This window comes from Rhizobium sp. 57MFTsu3.2, from assembly GCF_012932765.1.
Classification (GTDB): domain Bacteria; phylum Pseudomonadota; class Alphaproteobacteria; order Rhizobiales; family Rhizobiaceae; genus Rhizobium; species Rhizobium altiplani.
Genome location: NZ_JDWI01000028.1, coordinates 57,312 through 74,806, shown reverse-complemented (window position 1 = coordinate 74,806; position 17,495 = coordinate 57,312). Strand labels below are relative to the sequence as shown.

At 60.0% G+C, this 17,495-nt stretch carries 14 protein-coding genes and 1 pseudogene; 12 read left to right on the top strand and 3 right to left on the bottom strand.

The genetic code is table 11. The features are described from left to right. The first annotated feature begins 36 nt into the window (after positions 1 to 36). From AF71_RS24370 to AF71_RS24340, 7 genes are all read left to right on the top strand, one after another. Positions 37 to 939: a branched-chain amino acid ABC transporter permease gene (locus tag AF71_RS24370; protein ID WP_018858215.1), complete on the top strand. Its 903-nt coding sequence runs from the start codon at positions 37 to 39 to the stop codon at positions 937 to 939. A gap of 4 nt (positions 940 to 943) precedes the next feature. Then, positions 944 to 2,338, top strand: a complete 1,395-nt coding sequence (gene livM / locus AF71_RS24365) for a high-affinity branched-chain amino acid ABC transporter permease LivM (RefSeq protein WP_018858216.1) — start codon at positions 944 to 946, stop codon at positions 2,336 to 2,338. Continuing rightward, positions 2,338 to 3,213 (top strand): ABC transporter ATP-binding protein, encoded by an 876-nt coding sequence (locus AF71_RS24360; protein WP_026371924.1) that lies wholly within the window; start codon positions 2,338 to 2,340, stop codon positions 3,211 to 3,213. Before livM ends, AF71_RS24360 begins: the two co-directional genes overlap by 1 nt. Continuing rightward, a complete protein-coding gene (locus tag AF71_RS24355) occupies positions 3,213 to 3,941 on the top strand; it encodes an ATP-binding cassette domain-containing protein (protein WP_018858218.1) in 729 nt (242 codons plus the stop codon). The genes AF71_RS24360 and AF71_RS24355 overlap by 1 nt, the downstream gene beginning before the upstream one ends. 24 nt (positions 3,942 to 3,965) lie before the next feature. After that, complete coding sequence (locus AF71_RS24350) at positions 3,966 to 4,319, top strand: DUF6867 family protein (protein ID WP_018858219.1); 354 nt, start codon at positions 3,966 to 3,968, stop codon at positions 4,317 to 4,319. A gap of 118 nt (positions 4,320 to 4,437) precedes the next feature. Then, positions 4,438 to 5,562, top strand: a complete 1,125-nt coding sequence (locus AF71_RS24345) for a branched-chain amino acid ABC transporter substrate-binding protein (RefSeq protein WP_018858220.1) — start codon at positions 4,438 to 4,440, stop codon at positions 5,560 to 5,562. 124 nt (positions 5,563 to 5,686) lie between these two features. Further along, on the top strand, positions 5,687 to 6,658 hold the full coding sequence (locus AF71_RS24340; protein ID WP_018858221.1) for a D-glycerate dehydrogenase: 972 nt from the start codon (positions 5,687 to 5,689) through the stop codon (positions 6,656 to 6,658). A 27-nt stretch (positions 6,659 to 6,685) separates the two neighbouring features. Here the strand turns inward: AF71_RS24340 and AF71_RS24335 are convergent, their stop codons facing one another. Genes AF71_RS24335 through AF71_RS24325 form a run of 3 tightly spaced genes read right to left on the bottom strand, consistent with a single transcriptional unit; the run spans position 6,686 to position 11,413 of the window. Then, positions 6,686 to 7,096 (bottom strand): GNAT family N-acetyltransferase, encoded by a 411-nt coding sequence (locus tag AF71_RS24335; RefSeq protein WP_169683568.1) that lies wholly within the window; start codon positions 7,094 to 7,096, stop codon positions 6,686 to 6,688. Between the two features lie 26 nt (positions 7,097 to 7,122). Continuing rightward, positions 7,123 to 8,034 (bottom strand): response regulator, encoded by a 912-nt coding sequence (locus AF71_RS24330; RefSeq protein ID WP_018858223.1) that lies wholly within the window; start codon positions 8,032 to 8,034, stop codon positions 7,123 to 7,125. Next, a complete protein-coding gene (locus tag AF71_RS24325; protein WP_169683566.1) occupies positions 8,027 to 11,413 on the bottom strand; it encodes an ATP-binding protein in 3,387 nt (1,128 codons plus the stop codon). The genes AF71_RS24330 and AF71_RS24325 overlap by 8 nt, the downstream gene beginning before the upstream one ends. Before the next feature lie 217 nt (positions 11,414 to 11,630). Here AF71_RS24325 and urtA point away from each other — a divergent pair, with 217 nt between their 5' ends. The 5 genes and pseudogenes from urtA to urtE all read left to right on the top strand — a co-directional run bounded on the left by urtA (position 11,631) and on the right by urtE (position 17,355). Then, positions 11,631 to 12,923 carry an urea ABC transporter substrate-binding protein gene (urtA, locus tag AF71_RS24320; protein WP_018858225.1) on the top strand — a complete coding sequence of 431 codons (1,293 nt, stop codon included), beginning with the start codon at positions 11,631 to 11,633 and terminating at the stop codon, positions 12,921 to 12,923. Positions 12,924 to 13,116: 193 nt separating this feature from the next. After that, positions 13,117 to 14,736 (top strand): urea ABC transporter permease subunit UrtB, encoded by a 1,620-nt coding sequence (urtB, locus tag AF71_RS24315; RefSeq protein ID WP_169683564.1) that lies wholly within the window; start codon positions 13,117 to 13,119, stop codon positions 14,734 to 14,736. Further along, a pseudogene (gene urtC, locus AF71_RS24310) lies at positions 14,733 to 15,797 on the top strand (urea ABC transporter permease subunit UrtC); the annotation flags it as partial. The gene urtB and the pseudogene urtC, both read left to right, overlap by 4 nt. A 105-nt stretch (positions 15,798 to 15,902) precedes the next feature. After that, the gene (gene urtD, locus AF71_RS24305; RefSeq protein WP_169683562.1) at positions 15,903 to 16,658 is read left to right on the top strand and encodes an urea ABC transporter ATP-binding protein UrtD; all 756 of its coding nucleotides are present in this window, start codon (positions 15,903 to 15,905) and stop codon (positions 16,656 to 16,658) included. 1 nt (position 16,659) lies between these two features. Continuing rightward, the gene (gene urtE / locus AF71_RS24300; RefSeq protein WP_018858229.1) at positions 16,660 to 17,355 is read left to right on the top strand and encodes an urea ABC transporter ATP-binding subunit UrtE; all 696 of its coding nucleotides are present in this window, start codon (positions 16,660 to 16,662) and stop codon (positions 17,353 to 17,355) included. Positions 17,356 to 17,495 lie beyond the last annotated feature (140 nt).

Below are 17,495 nucleotides of genomic sequence, written 5' to 3'. Positions count from 1 at the left end.
TTGGCTAAACCGGCTTGCATCCAGGGGAAATGGTATATGGAATATTTTGTCCAGCAGCTCGTTAATGGGCTGACTCTTGGATCCATCTATGGCCTTGTGGCTATTGGCTATACGATGGTTTACGGCATTATCGGCATGATCAACTTCGCCCATGGCGATATTTTCATGCTTGGCGGTTTCGCCGGCCTCATCGTTTTTCTCGTCCTCACCTCCATGTTTGCGGGTCTTCCGGTTGCAGTTTTGCTGCTGGTTATGCTCCTTATCGCAATGTTGATGACGAGCTTGTGGAACTGGACGATCGAGCGTGTTGCTTATCGTCCGCTACGCGGATCGTTCCGCCTGGCGCCGCTGATCACTGCGATCGGCATGTCGATCACGCTGTCGAACTTCATCCAGGTGACCCAGGGGCCGCGCAACAAGCCGATCCCGCCGCTGGTCAGCACTGTATACAACGTCGCCGGCATCTCCATCTCGCTGAAGCAGATCGTCATCATCCTTATCACGGTGGTGCTGCTGACGGTGTTCTGGTACCTCGTCAATCATACGTCGCTTGGGCGCGCTCAGCGTGCAACTGAGCAGGACCGCAAGATGGCGGCGCTGCTGGGCGTCAATGTCGATCAGACGATTTCCATCACCTTCATCATGGGCGCGGCGCTGGCTGCTGTCGCAGGTACCATGTATCTGATGTATTATGGTGTCGTGAACTTCAACGACGGCTTCGTACCGGGTGTGAAGGCGTTCACCGCGGCCGTTCTCGGCGGCATCGGTTCGCTTCCAGGCGCTGTCCTGGGTGGGCTGATGATCGGTTTGATCGAGTCGTTGTGGTCGGCTTACTTCACCATCGCGTACAAGGATGTGGCGACATTCGCCATCCTCGCTTTCGTGCTGATCTTCAAGCCGACAGGTATCCTGGGCCGGCCGGAAGTCGAGAAGGTTTAACGTCATGGAAAATGTTGTACGTTCCGCTGACAAGCCCGCCAAAGCCGGACTTGTTCAGACGGGTATTAAAGAAGCTCTGTTTGCTGCCCTGATCGCGTTCGGCATGTTCGTGCTGTACGTTGGCCTGAAGACCGATCAGAATATCAGCAACGAACTCATCATTGTTCAGCGCTGGGGCCTCCTGGCTATATTCGTAGCGATTGCAGCCGTCGGTCGCTTCCTGACCGTCGTCTTCCTGCGGCCGCACCTTGATGCACGCAAGTTGGCGAAGGCGCGTAGTGGCGAGCTGGATATCTCGGCCGAAAAGGGCTTTTTCCACACACATTTCTTGAAGATCGCGCTCGTCGCACTGCTGCTCTATCCGGTGTTCATCTACGCCGTCGCGGGTCCGCAGGGTTCGCTGAAGTGGGTGGATAACTTCGGTATCCAGATTCTGATCTACGTGATGCTGGCCTGGGGGCTGAACATCGTCGTTGGCCTCGCTGGCTTGCTCGATCTTGGCTACGTGGCGTTCTACGCGATCGGCGCCTACTCTTACGCGCTCCTGTCCAGCTATTTCGGCCTGTCGTTCTGGGTGCTCCTGCCTCTGTCCGGTATTCTGGCAGCGCTGTGGGGTGTGATTCTGGGCTTCCCGGTCCTGCGACTGCGCGGCGACTACCTCGCGATTGTCACGCTGGCCTTCGGTGAAATCATTCGCCTGGTCATCATCAACTGGACGGATCTCACCAAAGGCACGTTCGGTATCTCGGGCATTCCGAAGGCGACGCTTTTCGGCATCCCGTTCGATGCGAGCGCCGGTGGCTTTGCGAAGCTGTTCCACCTGCCGATGTCGTCGGCGTACTACAAGATCTTCCTTTTCTACCTGATCCTTGCCCTCTGCATGTTGACCGCCTATGTGACGATCCGCCTGCGCCGGATGCCGATCGGCCGTGCATGGGAGGCCATGCGCGAAGACGAAATTGCCTGCCGCTCGCTCGGGATCAATACGGTGACGACGAAACTCACGGCCTTTGCGACGGGCGCTATGTTCGGTGGTTTCGCAGGCTCCTTCTTTGCCGCTCGTCAGGGCTTCGTTTCCCCGGAATCGTTCGTCTTCCTGGAATCGGCTGTTATCCTCGCCATCGTCGTTCTCGGCGGCATGGGCTCGCTGACCGGTATCGCGATCGCTGCGATCGTCATGGTTGGCGGCACGGAAATGCTGCGTGAGATGGCCTTCCTGAAGATGATTTTCGGACCGGACTTCACGCCTGAGCTTTACCGCATGCTGCTGTTCGGCCTGGCGATGGTCGTCGTGATGCTGATCAAGCCGCGCGGCTTCGTGGGGTCGCGTGAACCGACAGCCTTCCTCAAGGAGCGCAAGGCAGTTTCCGGCAGCTTTACCAAGGAGGGCCACGGTTGATGAGCCCTCAGGAAACAAACATGACCAGCGATACTTTGCTGAAGGTCGAGCATCTGTCGATGAAGTTCGGTGGCCTGATGGCGATCAACGACTTCTCATTTGAAGCCAAGCGTGGCGACATTACCGCACTCATCGGCCCGAACGGCGCCGGCAAGACGACGGTCTTCAACTGCATCACCGGCTTCTATAAGCCGACGATGGGCATGATCACGCTGAAGCAGAAGGACGGCAAGGAGTTCTTGCTGGAGCGCCTTCCGGACTTCCGGATCACCAAGGAAGCCAAGGTTGCCCGCACGTTCCAGAACATCCGGCTGTTTTCCGGCCTGACGGTTCTCGAAAACCTGCTCGTCGCCCAGCACAACAAGCTGATGAAGGCGTCCGGGTTCACCGTGATGGGTCTCGTGGGCATCGGGCCGTATCGGGCAGAGGCGAAGAATGCCGTTGAACTGGCACGCCACTGGCTAGAGAAGGCTGATCTGATTGATCGCGCCGATGACCCGGCTGGTGATCTGCCTTATGGCGCACAGCGCCGGCTTGAGATCGCGCGCGCCATGTGTACGGAGCCGGAACTTCTGTGCCTGGACGAGCCTGCTGCTGGCCTCAATCCCCGCGAGTCGGCCGCGCTGAACGCGCTGCTGCGCAGCATTCGCAGCGAAAGCGGCACGTCGATCCTGCTGATTGAGCACGATATGTCGGTGGTCATGGAAATTTCCGACCATGTCGTCGTGCTGGAATATGGTCAGAAGATTTCCGATGGCACGCCTGATGAAGTGAAGCAGGACCCGCGGGTTATCGCGGCCTATCTCGGTGTCGAGGACGAGGAAGTGGAAGAAGTGATTGCAGCCGTAGAGAACCTCGAAGGAGGCTCGCACTAATGACTGGCCAGCCACTTCTGAACGTTCAGGGCGTTGAAACCTACTATGGCAACATCCGGGCCCTGGCCGGAATCGATATCGAGGTCCATCGCGGCGAGATCGTCAGCCTGATCGGTGCCAACGGCGCCGGCAAGTCGACGCTGATGATGACGATTTGCGGAAGTCCGCAGGCGCGCAAGGGCTCGGTGGTTTTCGATGGCCAAGATATCACGCGTCTGCCGACGCATGAGATCGCCCGCCTTCGCATCGCGCAGTCGCCTGAAGGACGCCGTATCTTCCCGCGCATGACCGTCATGGAAAATCTCCAGATGGGCGCGGGCCTCGACAACCTGAAATATTTCAACGAGGACGTCGAGAAGGTCTTTGCGATGTTCCCGCGCCTCAAGGAGCGCCAGGGTCAACGCGGCGGTACGCTCTCGGGCGGCGAACAGCAGATGCTGTCGATCGGTCGCGCGCTTATGGCGCGTCCGAAGCTGCTGCTACTCGACGAGCCCTCGCTTGGTCTGGCACCGCTGATCGTTAAGGGCATTTTCGAGGCGATCAAGAAACTCAACAAGGAAGAAGGGCTGACCGTCTTCCTCGTAGAGCAGAACGCCTTCGCAGCTCTGCGCTTGTCGGACCGTGCCTATGTCATGGTCAACGGCAAGGTCACCATGAGCGGTTCCGGTATGGAACTTCTCGCGAATCCGGAAGTGCGTGCCGCTTATCTTGAAGGCGGACGTCATTGAGCATGACGAAGGGGAGACTTTGATATGCAGGGACTTTTCTTTGAGAGCGATACGGGCGTGCGCAGCGCCATTCGCTTGGTTGTCGTGCTGATTGGATTCTGGACGGCATGGAGGGCCGGCAGAGCCGCGGCCGAGAGCTGGAGCAACTATCCTCTGGTAATCGCCTATACGGTTCTGCTTGCTGGTGCGATGCAATTCCTGCATCACGCACTGTTCGATGGACCGGTTCTCAGCCTCTTTTACTATGTAATCGACCTGGTCTTGCTTCTGATCTTCTCGACGGCCGGCTATCGCTATCGCCGGACCAATCAGATGGTCAACAACTACTACTGGCTATACGAAAAGACGTCCCCCTTCTCTTGGAAGGCAAAACATTGACAGCCGGTTGAATCTAGGGACAGATGCCCCTCGGAGTGGAACAAGTTTCCTGGCGCAGTAAAGTGGGTAATGCGCTGGGTAGTGGAACGGAACCCGCTAAAAAATTGGGAGTAACAGAATGAAAAAGTCTCTCCTGTCGGCTGTGGCACTGACGGCGATGGTCGCCTTCAGCGGCAACGCATGGGCCGACATCATCGTTGGCGTTGCTGGTCCGCTGACTGGCCCGAACGCTGCGTTCGGCGCTCAGCTCCAGAAGGGCGCAGAGCAGGCGGCCGCTGACATCAACGCCGCTGGTGGCATCAACGGCGAGCAGGTCAAGATCGTGCTCGGCGACGACGTTTCCGACCCGAAGCAGGGCATCTCGGTTGCGAATAAGTTCGCTGCTGACGGCGTCAAGTTCGTAATCGGCCACTTCAACTCGGGCGTTTCGATCCCGGCTTCCGAAGTCTACGCTGAAAACGGCATGCTCGAAATCACCCCGGCCGCTACGAACCCGAAGTTCACCGAGCGCGGCCTCTGGAACACATTCCGTACTTGCGGCCGTGACGACCAGCAGGGTGCAATCGCCGGCAAGTATCTTGCTGACCACTTCAAGGACGCCAAGATCGCTGTCGTTCACGACAAGACGCCTTACGGCCAGGGTCTCGCTGACGAAACCAAGAAGGCTCTGAACGCTGCTGGCACGACGGAAGCCCTCTACGAAGGCATCAACGTTGGCGACAAGGACTTCTCGGCTCTCATCGCCAAGATGAAGGAAGCCGGCGTCACGATCATCTACTGGGGTGGCCTCCACACCGAAGCTGGTCTGATCATCCGTCAGGCTGCCGACCAGGGCCTCAAAGCTACGCTGGTTTCCGGTGACGGTATCGTTTCGAACGAACTGGCATCGATCGCTGGCGACGCAGTTGCCGGTACGCTGAACACCTTCGGCCCCGATCCGACGCTGAACCCGGCCAACAAGGACCTCGTTGCGAAGTTCAAGGCTGCCGGCTTCAACCCGGAGGCTTACACGCTCTACTCCTACGCTGCGCTGCAGTCGATCGCTGGCGGTGCAAAGGCTGCCGGTTCCAACGACGCTGAAGCCGTTGCTGCTGCAATGAAGGCAAAGGGCCCGTTCCCGACCGTTCTCGGCGACATGTCATTCGACGAAAAGGGCGACCCGAAGCTTCCCGGCTACATCATGTACGAGTGGAAGAAGGGTCCAGACGGCAAGTACAGCTACTTCCCGCAGGAAGCCAAGTAAGGGTTCATCCCCCGCTTGTGCGAAATTTGGAAGCCCGGTCGCAAGACCGGGCTTCTTCTGTTTGGCCCATCGGGCTTTTTGGGCTACTGGCTAGAAAGCCAACCAGCATTCGGAACAGGTCACCATGTCCAAACCACGCATTCTCGTTACGCGCCGCTGGCCGTCAGCCGTCGAACGCATCCTTTCGGAACGGTTCGATGTAACATTGAACCTGCGCGATGAAGCGATGAGCGTGGAGGCATTGCGCCAAGCGATGGATGAGTACGATGCCATCTTGCCGACGGTCTCCGACAAGTTGCCCGCAGCCGTTTTCGATGTCGTGACGCCGCGCACGCGCATACTCGGCAATTTCGGGGTCGGCTACAATCATATCGACACCAATGCCGCCAAGGGCCGCGGGATCGTCGTGACGAATACGCCCGACGTGCTGACCGATTGCACGGCTGACATCGCCATGCTGCTGCTACTGACAGTGGCCCGGCGCGGCGGCGAGGGCGAGCGTCAGGTCCGCTCCGGCGAGTGGGCCGGGTGGTGCCCGACGCACATGATCGGGACGAAGGTCACCGGCAAAACCGTCGGCATCATCGGCTTCGGGCGCATCGGCAGGGCGTTCGCACAACGTTGCCATTTCGGTTTTGGCATGGACGTGGTTTTCTACAACAGATCACCGGTCGATCCGTCGGAAGCGGCGCGCTACGGGGCACGGCAATTGCCGACGATTGAGGAGGTATTGGCGCTATCCGACTTCGTGTCCCTGCATTGCCCAGGTGGTGCGGTAAACCGACACCTGATGAATGTGGGTCGACTTGCGGCAATGAAGCCCGGCGCCTTCCTGATCAATACTGCACGCGGCGATGTCGTTGACGAGGTGGCTTTGATCGCCGCCCTGAAGGACGGCGTCATTCGTGGTGCCGGGCTCGACGTATATGCGGCCGAGCCGCACGTACCGGATGCGCTGAAAGTCATGGAGAATGTTGTTCTGCTGCCGCATCTCGGCAGCGCGACCGAGGAAACCCGCACGGCCATGGGGATAAAGGTGGTGGACAACGTCACTGCCTTCTTCGAGGGGCGGTCGCCGCCCGACCGCGTTGTTTGATCTGCCTCTTCCTCCGCGAGAGTTTTGCTAGAGGCTGAGTTCGAAGAGTAGCTCGCCGTCTCGATGGCCGATCAGGCGCCAGCCGGCGCGTCGGTAAAGCCTTTCGGCTCTCGTCGCGGGATCCGTCGTCAAGCGAATCCGCTCGAAGCCGGCGGATTTCAACGTTTGACACGCGCGTTCAAGCAGGGCACGCCCGATCCCGCGACCGCTGTACTGCTCGTCCACGAACAATGCCCAGATGAAGCCGTCGCGGGTGTCCGCCGCCGAGAAGCCGGCGACTTTGCCATTTTCTTCCCCGACAAAGATGCCGGGATTGGCAATGAACCAATTGATATCGTCCAGGGTAACCTTGGAGGGATCGGACAGGATGTTCTCCGATACCCCGGCGCGGATTTCGACGATCCGGGCAATATTCTGATTTGTCGCCCTACGGATCAATGCTGCGCTCTCCGACTCTAGATCGTTCACGTCTCATGCAAGACATGAGCGGCCTTGACCGCCGCCGAGGCACGGTTTTCGACGCCGAGCTTCACATAGATCTGTTCGAGATGCTTGTTCACGGTGCGCGCCGACAGGCCGAGAATCTCGCCGATATCGCGGTTGGCCTTGCCTTTGGCAATCCATAACAACACTTCGGATTCCCTCTGTGTCAGCGAGAAATGCCGGCGCAGCACCTCGTCGTCGGCCCGCGCGTTGTTTGCCGTCAGGCGAAACAGATATTCATCCGGACCGATCGCGCCCAGGAAGGCCAGCTGAAGCACGTCCTTGCCGGCATGCGAAAGCGAGATCGCGCCCTCGCGCGCCGAGGCCGGGCGGGTCTTCATCCACTCTGCAATCCTGCCGACCACCGTGTCCATGGCATCATCTCGGTTCATCGCAGCGTTGGCGAGGCGTGTTGCCTGTGGCGTCGACCAATGAATATCGCCGTCGCCCTTGACGGCGAGCAAATGTCGGCCGGCAGCGTCCAGCGCAACGCGCGCGCTCTGTGTGGAACGGGCGTTGCGCAGATGGACGCCGATCCGCGCTCGCAGCTCGTCGATATTGATCGGTTTCGTCAGGTAGTCGACGCCTCCGGATTCGAGTGCACGAACGACATGCTCGGTTTCTGTCAGGCCGGTCATGAAGATGACCGGTATCTGGCTGATTGCCGGGTTGGCTTTGAGTCTCCTACAAGTCTCAAAGCCGTCCATGGAGGGCATGACCGCATCCAGCAGAATGAGATCGGGCGTAATGCGCTCCACAATATTCAGGGCAGCCGAGCCTGACGTGGCGATCAGGACCGAGAATCCGGACTGCTCCAGAGCATCGGTCAGGAACCCCAAAGCCTCCGGCGAGTCATCCACCAGCAGAACAATGTCGCGCGGGAGCTCAGCCAAGGGTTTCTACCTTCTCGTCAAAACGGTGCAGGAAATTCATGAGGCCGTTCAGATCGAAGGAGGCCGCATAGGAGCGAAGTTCTTCTGTAAATGGCTGATTTGCTTCTACCTTGGCAAGGTCGCCGAGCTTTGCCTCGATGCCTCTGATGTAGCCGATTTCGGCGAGCCGCAACAATTCCTGAACATGGGAGTGTCCTGGACTGACCAGCGGCCGGTCGTGCTTGGCGGGGGCGGGCGGGATCGCCTCCGCATAGATCCACCTCAAACCCAGATGGAGCGCAAGCTTGTCACGCAGTTGCTTGATGTCGACAGGCTTGCCGATGGCATCATTGTGGCTGTCATCGCTATCGCGGTGTGCGGCGGCGTCGCCGATATTGGCGGACAGCATGACGATCGGGGCAGTCTGGCCGTTCGCGCGCAGGCGCGAAACGAGTTGCCAGCCATTCATGCCCGGCATCGAGATATCGACCAGGAAGAGATCGGGCTGGATGCCTTCGATCAAAGTCAGGCAATCGGCTCCGCTTGCCGCCGTCAGCACGACGAAATCAAGTGGGGCGAGCACCTCGCGCATCATCTCGCGGTGGTCCTCATTGTCGTCCACGACGACGATCGTGCGCCGAGGACCGTCGTAGCTGACGATCTTCTTCTCCTGTGGCGGGACCGTCATTTCGCGAGGCACGGCGGAAAGCATGAGGCGAACGCGGAAGACCGTTCCGCGATCCTTCTCGCTGCTCACCGAGATTTCGCCGCCCAGCGTGTTGGTCAAAAGCTGCGTGATCGTCAGACCGAGGCCAAGGCCCGGCATCGGCCGGACGCTGTCGGCTTCGCCACGCTGGAACGGCTCGTAGATACGGCTCAAGTCCTTCTCGGCAATGCCGCGACCGGTGTCGCTGACCGTGAAGGTGGCGACCTGGCTGCGATAGCCAACGTCGAAGGTGACCCTGCCTTCGTCAGTGAACTTGATGGCGTTGGAGAGCAGATTGACGAGGATCTGGCGCAACCGCTTCTCGTCGGTGCGTACGAAGTGGGGCAGGGCGGGTGAGCGGTCGTGATGGAACGTCAATCCCTTGGCCTGGGCCTGAGGGCGGAACATGTCGACGATTTGATCCAGGAAATCCTGAATGTTGATCTCGTTGGAATAGACCTGCAGGCGCCCGGCTTCGATCTTGGAGATATCGAGGAGACCGTCGATAAGACCGGAGAGATGCTCGGCGCTGCGGCGGATGACCTTGATCGACGACTGTCGTGGAGTGGGAATGGTTTCGTCGCGTTCGAGAATCTGCGCGTAGCCGAGCACGGCGTTCAGCGGCGTGCGCAATTCGTGACTAAGGCCGACGACATAACGGCTCTTCGCACGGTTGGCGGCTTCAGCTGTTTCCTTGGCGGTCTGAAGGGCGGCGTCGGTCTTCTTGTGCGCGGCGATTTCCTTCAGCAGCAGCGTATTCTGGCGAGAGGATTCTTCCTCGGCAACGACCCGGCTGTCATGCGCGAGCACGTAAAACCAGCAGACGACTCCCGCAATCACCGCGAAGACGAAGAAGACTACCAGGATCGTTCCGTTGACGACGTCGGCGGTTTCGGGTGACGCCGAGGAAACCTGATGGGCGATCATCGCGAGGATGGTTCCGACGGCCGTCAGGGCGAGCACGACGGCGATGCCATAGCGACCGAGGCGTGTGGTCAGCTTCTCAACGACGCTCCCCGGCAGTACTGCCTTGGCGACCGTGCCAACCTGTGCGTTGAAGCGCGCCTTCGGCTTGCACATGTCGTGGCAGCGGCTGTCGAGCGAACAGCAGAGCGAGCAGATCGGTGCCGCATAGGCCGGGCACCAGGCCATATCTTCAGGCTCGAATGGATGCTCGCAGACGGAACAGGTGATGTTGGTAAGGTTCTTCCAGCTGTGGCGCGGCTTGCGAGCGAGATAGAACCTGCCCTTCGTACTCCAGGCGATCAGCGGCGAGGCGATCAGCGCGACAACAAGCGTGATGTAAGGCGCGAGGGAGGCTGCGATGGAGCCGAAGACGCCGAAATGCGCGACCAGCGCGATGCCGGCCGATAGCGTCATGGCGCCGAGGCCGACGGGGTTGATGTCGTAGAGGTGAGCGCGCTTGAACTCAATGCCGGGAGGCGCAAGGCCGAGCGGCTTGTTGATGAAGAGGTCCGCCGAGATCGTGCAGAGCCAGGCCATGGCGATGATCGAGAAGATGCCGAGCGTTTCCTCGAGCAGCCTATAGATGCCAAGTTCCATCAGCAGAAGGGCGATCGCCACGTTGAAGACGAGCCAGATGACGCGGCCGGGATGGCTATGAGTGAGGCGGGAGAAGAAGTTCGACCAGGCGAGCGAGCCTGCATAGGCGTTCATCACATTGATCTTCAACTGCGATACGACCACGAAGGCAGCCATCAGCAGCAGGGCGGCGTTGTGCCAGGGGATCATGTATCCAAAGGCGGTCAGATACATCTGGGCGGGATCGGCGGCACGATCAACCGGCACGCCGGACGCGAACGTCAGCACGACGAGGAAGGAGCCGGCTAGCAGCTTCGGCGCCCCGATGATCACCCAGCCTGGGCCGGCGAGGAAGACCGCGAGGCGGTGGCGCCATTTCGTCTGCTTCTCCGGGGGTAGAAAGCGCAGAAAGTCGGCCTGTTCGCCGATCTGCGACATCAGCGCCAATATGACGGCTGAGGCGGCGCCGAATTCGACGAGATCGAAAGGTGCGACCGTGCCCGGCGGCCCCGAAGCATGGCGAATGCCGGCAAAGGCGCGCCACAGATCGAATTTCTCCCAGTCCATCACGGCGATGAAGAGGAAGGGCAGGACATTGAGGACGATCCAGAAAGGCTGGGTCAGCAACTGGAATCGGCTGATCAGCCGGACGCCGTGCGTCACCAGCGGAATGACCATGACGGCGCTGATGATGTAGCCGATCCACAGAGGGATGCCGAGCGTCAGCTCCAGCGCGCCGGACATGATCGAGGCTTCGATCGCAAACAGCATGAAGGTGAAACTGGCATAGATCAGGGACGTGACCGTGGAGCCGATATAGCCGAAGCTCGCACCGCGGGTCAGCAGGTCGATATCGACGCCGTGGCGGATCGCGTAGCGGCTGATCGGCAGGCCGATGGCGAGCATGGCGATCGAGGCGACGATGATGGCGTAGAAGGCGTTGGTCGTGCCGTAGGAGAGCGTGATGGCGCCACCGATCGCTTCCAGCGCCAGGAAGGAGATGGCACCGATTGCCGTCTGCGAGATGCGCTGCGAGGAGAACTGCCGGGCGCTCTTGGCGGTGAACCGCAGCGCATAGTCCTCCAGCGTCTGGTTCGCCACCCAGCGATTGTATTCGCGCCTGACCGGAATGATGCGTTGCCGCGCTGCCATGCGTTAGTGCCAGCCCCTTTGTTCCCCTTGTCATGCGTTCGTAACATGGAACCACGCGAGGCTTAAGAGTGCGGCGCAGCACAGAACTGCACATTTCGCCCCGTCACCTACGTCATATCACGTATACGCTTTCGCAGTGCAGCACCGGATAGTCCTTTAAGCAACAGTTAACTTCCGTTTTCGGCCTGTTGTCTAACAAGAAGAGGGGATCAACCAGATGAATCTCAAGTCCTATATCACGGGCGCCGCACTCGGCGCCGTCATGTCGGCCACGGCCGCATTCCACGGAGCCGTTGCGGCTGACGACACCATCAAGGTCGGCGTTCTGCACTCGCTGTCCGGCACGATGGCGATCTCCGAAACGACGCTGAAAGACGCCATGCTGATGCTCATCGACGAGCAGAACAAGAAGGGCGGCCTTCTCGGCAAGAAGCTCGAAGCTGTCGTCGTCGACCCGGCCTCCGACTGGCCGCTGTTTGCCGAAAAGGCACGCGAGCTGATCGAAAAGGACAAGGTCGCCGCCGTCTTCGGTTGCTGGACGTCCTCGTCGCGCAAGTCGGTCCTGCCGGTCTTCGAAGAGCTCAACTCGATCCTCTTCTACCCGGTTCAGTATGAAGGCGAAGAGTCCTCGCGCAACATCTTCTACACGGGTGCCGCTCCGAACCAGCAGGCGATTCCGGCCGTCGACTACCTGATGGAAAAGGAAGGCGTTAAGCGCTTCGTTCTCGAAGGCACCGACTACGTCTATCCGCGCACCACCAACAAGATCCTGGAAGCCTATCTCGTCTCGAAGGGCATTCCGAAGGAAGACATCATCATCAACTACACGCCGTTCGGCTTCTCCGACTGGCAGACGGAAGTGAAGAAGATCAAGGAATTCGGCGCGGCCGGCAAGAAGACGGCGGTGGTCTCGACCATCAACGGTGACGCCAACGTTCCGTTCTACAAGGAACTCGGCAACCAGGGCGTCAAGGCAACCGACATTCCCGTCGTCGCCTTCTCGGTCGGTGAAGAAGAGCTTGCCGGTCTCGACACCAAGCCGCTCGTCGGTCACCTCGCTGCCTGGAACTACTTCGAGTCGGTCGAAAGCCCGGCGAACAAGAAGTTCATCAAGCAGTGGCACGAGTTCACCAAGAACGACAAGCGCGTGACCAACGACCCGATGGAAGCTGCCTATATCGGCTTCAACGCATGGGTTAAGGCTGTTCAGGCTGCCGGCACGACCGACACGGACAAGGTTCTCGACACGATCATCGGCACCACGGTTCCGAACCTGTCGGGCGGCTATGCGACCGTCATGCCGAACCACCACATCACCAAGCCGGTTCTGATCGGTGAAATCCAGGCGAACGGCCAGTTCGAAATCGTTCAGCAGACCCCGGCGGTCGTTGGCGACGAATGGTCCGACTTCCTGCCGGACTCCAAGGACCTGATCTCCGATTGGCGCAAGCCCATGAACTGCGGCAACTTCAACGTTGCCTCGGGCAAGTGCGGCGGCAAGGGCTCCTGAGTGCGAACCACCCCGTCACTCTGACGCCTGAAGACTTCCGCCCGGTCTCTCCTGTCCGGGCGGAAGGTCCATCTCCGGAGCGCAGCCTTGATGCTTCGGACGGCGGCGGTTCCATGGTGGATCGATGCCGATTTAAGGGCTTATTTTTCCCGATTGCGCCGGAAGGCCAACGATAACCGAGGCAAGAGAGCCGATGTATCGCGCCATCAAGATTTTGCTTTTGACCCTATGCCTGGCCATGCCGGCTTTTGCGACCGCGCTCAAGGCACAGCAAGACATTCACCCCCTTATCGATGCGCTTGGCGTCGGCGATTTCCCTGAGCGCGAAGCCGCGATCAAGGCACTGGTCGCCTCCAAGGACCCGCGTGTCGGCGAGATCCTGCAGTTGCTGAGCGATGGTCAGCTTTACGTGAATTCCGAGACCGGCGGTCCTGTGCTGGTGCAGGGCGGCACCGAGGATGAGCCGACCTATGCCGACCCGATATCAGGCGCGGTCGTTTCCGACGTCGATCCGGACTATATGTCCAAGGTCAAGATCAACAACTCGCTGCGTACGGTGATTGCCACCGCCACCAGCCAGCTGACGCTCCTGAGCGCGGATCGGGGCGCGCGGCTTGCGGCAGCCCAAGGACTGCTCAAGGACGCCGATCCGGCAAATCTTGACCTCCTCACGTCGGCGCTGGCTGAAGAAAACGACGCCGAGGTCAAAAATGCGATGGAAGCGGCGCGCGCTGTCATGGTGCTGAAGAGCGATGTCAGCGCCGAAGAGAAGAAGGCCGCGATCGATACGGTCGCTGCGCGCGGCGGGCGCGATGCGCTGACCATCCTGAATTCCGCGATGGCGACCGCGCCTGAGGAACTGAAGGGTGCTATCCAGACCCATGTCAACGCGATCAACCGCAGCCTGGCGCTTTGGGATGTCGGGCAGAACATCTGGTACGGGCTGTCGCTTGGCTCGGTGCTGCTGCTGGCCGCGATCGGCCTTGCCATTACCTTCGGCGTCATGGGCGTCATCAACATGGCGCATGGCGAAATGGTGATGATCGGCGCTTACACGACGTACGTCGTGCAGGAGTACATCAGCTCCGCATTTCCCGAACTCGGAAACTATTCGCTGGCCTTCTCCGTGCCGGTGGCTTTCGTCTTCACCGGCTTTGTCGGTCTTGTCATCGAGCGGGTCGTCATCCGTTATCTCTATGGCCGGCCGCTCGAAACGCTGCTCGCCACCTGGGGCGCGTCGCTGATCCTGCAGCAGGCGGTTCGCACGATCTTCGGCCCGACGAATCGCGAGGTGCGCAATCCAAGCTGGATGTCCGGCGCATTTGAACTGGGCGGGCTCTCGATCACCTGGAACCGCCTCTGGATCATCGTTTTCTCGATGGCTGTGTTCTTCGCGCTGCTCGTTCTCCTGAAGCGCTCGGCCTTCGGCCTGCAGATGCGCGCGGTTACGCAGAACCGCCGCATGGCCTCGTCGATGGGCATCCGCACCGGCTGGGTCGATGCATTCACCTTCGCGCTCGGCTCCGGCATTGCCGGCATAGCGGGCGTCGCGCTCAGCCAGATCGACAACGTGTCGCCTAACCTCGGGCAGAGCTACATCATCGACAGCTTCATGGTCGTGGTCTTCGGTGGCGTGGGCAATCTCTGGGGCACGCTCGTCGGTGCGCTGTCGCTCGGTGTCCTCAACAAGTTCCTCGAGCCCTTCGCCGGCGCCGTGCTCGGCAAGATCCTGGTGCTCGTCCTCATCATTCTGTTCATCCAGAAGCGTCCGCGTGGGCTCTTCGCACTCAAAGGAAGGGCGGTGGAAGCATGATTACGGCCTTCCTGCTTCGGTCTCTCGACCATAAGATCGTCGCTGCGATCGTCATTCTGCTTGCAGTCGCCGTGCTGGTGCCGGTTCTCAACCTGATGACCGCGCCGACCAATCCGCTGCATATCCCGACCTATATCATGGCGCTATTCGGCAAGTATCTCACCTACGCCCTGCTGGCGCTGGCGCTCGACCTTGTCTGGGGCTTCTGCGGCATTCTCTCACTTGGCCACGGCGCCTTTTTCGCGCTCGGCGGCTATGCGATGGGCATGTATCTGATGCGACAGATCGGCTCGCGCGGCGTCTATGGAGACCCGATCCTTCCGGATTTCATGGTGTTCCTGAACTGGAAGGAACTGCCGTGGTTCTGGTACGGCTTTGACAAGTTCTGGTTCGCGGCGCTGATGGTTCTGCTGGTGCCGGGACTGCTGGCCTTCGTGTTCGGCTGGTTCGCCTTCCGCTCACGCGTCAACGGCGTCTACCTGTCGATCATCACGCAGGCGATGACCTACGCGCTGCTGCTAGCCTTCTTCAGAAACGACATGGGCTTCGGCGGCAACAACGGCATGACCGACTTCAAGGAAATTCTCGGCTTCAACGTTCAGGCTGATGGCACGCGTGCTGCGCTGTTTGCAGCGACCGCCATCTTCCTTGCACTGTCGCTCATGATTGCCTCGGCCATCGTCCGCTCGAAGTTCGGCAAGGTGCTGGTCGGCGTGCGTGATGCGGAAAGCCGCACGCGCTTCCTCGGCTACCGCGTCGAGCACTTCAAGCTCTTCACCTTTGTCGTCTCCGCGATGATGGCGGGCATTGCCGGTGCGCTTTACGTGCCGCAGGTCGGCATCATCAACCCCGGCGAATTCGCGCCGGCCAACTCGATCGAAGTGGTCATCTGGACGGCAGTCGGCGGACGCTCGACGCTGATCGGGCCGATCATCGGCGCCATTCTGGTCAACGGCGGCAAGACGATCTTCACGGGCCTTTTCCCCGAGTTCTGGCTGTTCGCGCTTGGCGGTCTCTTCGTGCTCGTCACGCTGTTCCTGCCAAAGGGGATCGTCGGGACCATCGGCCAGTACTTCACGCGCCGCAAGCCGAAGACGGAGGCGATCCCGCCCGCGCTTCAGGAAGAGGGTGTCGATGCAAAAATCCAGCCGGCGGAGTAAGCGATCATGATCCCTGACGTCAAACCAAACAGCGTTCTCTATCTCAACAACGTCTCGGTTTCCTTCGACGGCTTCAAGGCACTGAACTCGCTCTCGATCGTCATCGAGCCCGGCGAACTTCGGGCCATCATCGGCCCGAATGGTGCCGGCAAGACAACGATGATGGACATCATCACCGGCAAGACGCGACCGGATGAAGGCGAGGTGTTCTTCAACGGGCAGACCGATCTCACCAAACTCGACGAGGCAGACATCGCGCAGCTCGGGATTGGTCGCAAGTTCCAGAAACCGACGGTCTTCGAAAGTCACACGGTGTGGGACAACCTCGAACTCGCCTTGAACCGCAAGCGCGATGTCTTCTCGACGCTGTTCTACCGGCTCTCCGCGGAAGACAGGGCGCGCATCGAGGAGATCCTTGAGACCGTGCGGCTGACGCATCGGCGCGACGAACTCGCCGCCAACCTCTCGCACGGCCAGAAGCAGTGGCTGGAGATCGGCATGCTTCTGGCGCAGGAACCGAAGCTTTTGTTGATCGATGAGCCGGTCGCCGGCATGACGGACGCCGAAACCGCGGAAACGGCGATCCTCCTCAAGGAGATCGCCAAGACCCGCTCGGTCGTCGTCGTGGAGCATGACATGGGCTTCATCCGCGATCTCGGCGTCAAGGTGACCTGCCTTGCCGAAGGTTCGGTGCTGGCCGAAGGATCGATCGATTTTGTGAGCTCCGATCCGAAGGTGATCGAGAATTATCTGGGGCGCTGAGATGCTGACAGTCGAAAATGCAAACCTTCACTATGGCGCCGCTCAGGCGCTGCGCGGCATTTCCATCAAGGCGGAAATGGGCAAGATCACTTGCGTGCTGGGGCGTAACGGCGTGGGCAAGAGTTCTCTTCTCCGCGCCGTTACCGGCCAGCATCCGCTGTCGGCGGGAACGGTGACGTTCAACGACACCAGGCTCAACGGCCTGCCGCCCTATGCGCGCGCCAAGCAGGGCATCGGCTATGTGCCGCAGGGGCGTGAGATCTTTCCGTTGCTGACGGTAAAAGAAAATCTCGAGACCGGCTTTGCGCCGCTTTCACGGGGCAGCAAGAATATTCCCGACGATATCTTCAGCCTGTTTCCTGTGCTGCAGACCATGCTTGGACGTCGCGGCGGCGACCTTTCCGGCGGACAGCAGCAGCAGCTGGCGATCGGCCGGGCGATGGTAACGCGGCCGAAGATCCTCGTGCTCGACGAGCCGACCGAGGGCATCCAGCCGTCGATCATCAAGGATATCGGCCGGGCAATCCGGTATCTGCGCGACAGTGCCGGGATGGCGATCCTGCTGGTGGAACAGTATCTCGATTTCTGCCGCGAACTTGCCGACTACGTCTACATCATGGATCGCGGCGAGATCGTTCACGAGGGGCTTGCGGAAACGCTCGATACGCCGGAAGCGCGTCGTCATTTGACTGTATGATCCAGTGGTAATCTGTTGGGCAGATGCTGTTTTCCTCGGCAGTTTCTGAGGGATCTCGTTGCCGCCGGTCCGATCGTGGTGAGTGTGTCGGAGCGGCACGGGAATTGCTTGCTTTCTGCAAGTTAGTGACTTCAATGAAA

What these genes read in the sequence shown, in the direction of transcription:
- AF71_RS24370 (WP_018858215.1), top strand. Translation starts at nt 37, where the DNA reads ATGGAATATTTTGTCCAGCAGCTCGTTAATGGGCTGACTCTTGGATCC.
- livM (WP_018858216.1), top strand. Translation starts at nt 944, where the DNA reads ATGGAAAATGTTGTACGTTCCGCTGACAAGCCCGCCAAAGCCGGACTT.
- AF71_RS24360 (WP_026371924.1), top strand. Translation starts at nt 2,338, where the DNA reads ATGAGCCCTCAGGAAACAAACATGACCAGCGATACTTTGCTGAAGGTC.
- AF71_RS24355 (WP_018858218.1), top strand. Translation starts at nt 3,213, where the DNA reads ATGACTGGCCAGCCACTTCTGAACGTTCAGGGCGTTGAAACCTACTAT.
- AF71_RS24350 (WP_018858219.1), top strand. Translation starts at nt 3,966, where the DNA reads ATGCAGGGACTTTTCTTTGAGAGCGATACGGGCGTGCGCAGCGCCATT.
- AF71_RS24345 (WP_018858220.1), top strand. Translation starts at nt 4,438, where the DNA reads ATGAAAAAGTCTCTCCTGTCGGCTGTGGCACTGACGGCGATGGTCGCC.
- AF71_RS24340 (WP_018858221.1), top strand. Translation starts at nt 5,687, where the DNA reads ATGTCCAAACCACGCATTCTCGTTACGCGCCGCTGGCCGTCAGCCGTC.
- AF71_RS24325 (WP_169683566.1), bottom strand. Translation starts at nt 11,413, where the DNA reads ATGGCAGCGCGGCAACGCATCATTCCGGTCAGGCGCGAATACAATCGC.
- urtA (WP_018858225.1), top strand. Translation starts at nt 11,631, where the DNA reads ATGAATCTCAAGTCCTATATCACGGGCGCCGCACTCGGCGCCGTCATG.
- urtB (WP_169683564.1), top strand. Translation starts at nt 13,117, where the DNA reads ATGTATCGCGCCATCAAGATTTTGCTTTTGACCCTATGCCTGGCCATG.
- urtD (WP_169683562.1), top strand. Translation starts at nt 15,903, where the DNA reads ATGATCCCTGACGTCAAACCAAACAGCGTTCTCTATCTCAACAACGTC.
- urtE (WP_018858229.1), top strand. Translation starts at nt 16,660, where the DNA reads ATGCTGACAGTCGAAAATGCAAACCTTCACTATGGCGCCGCTCAGGCG.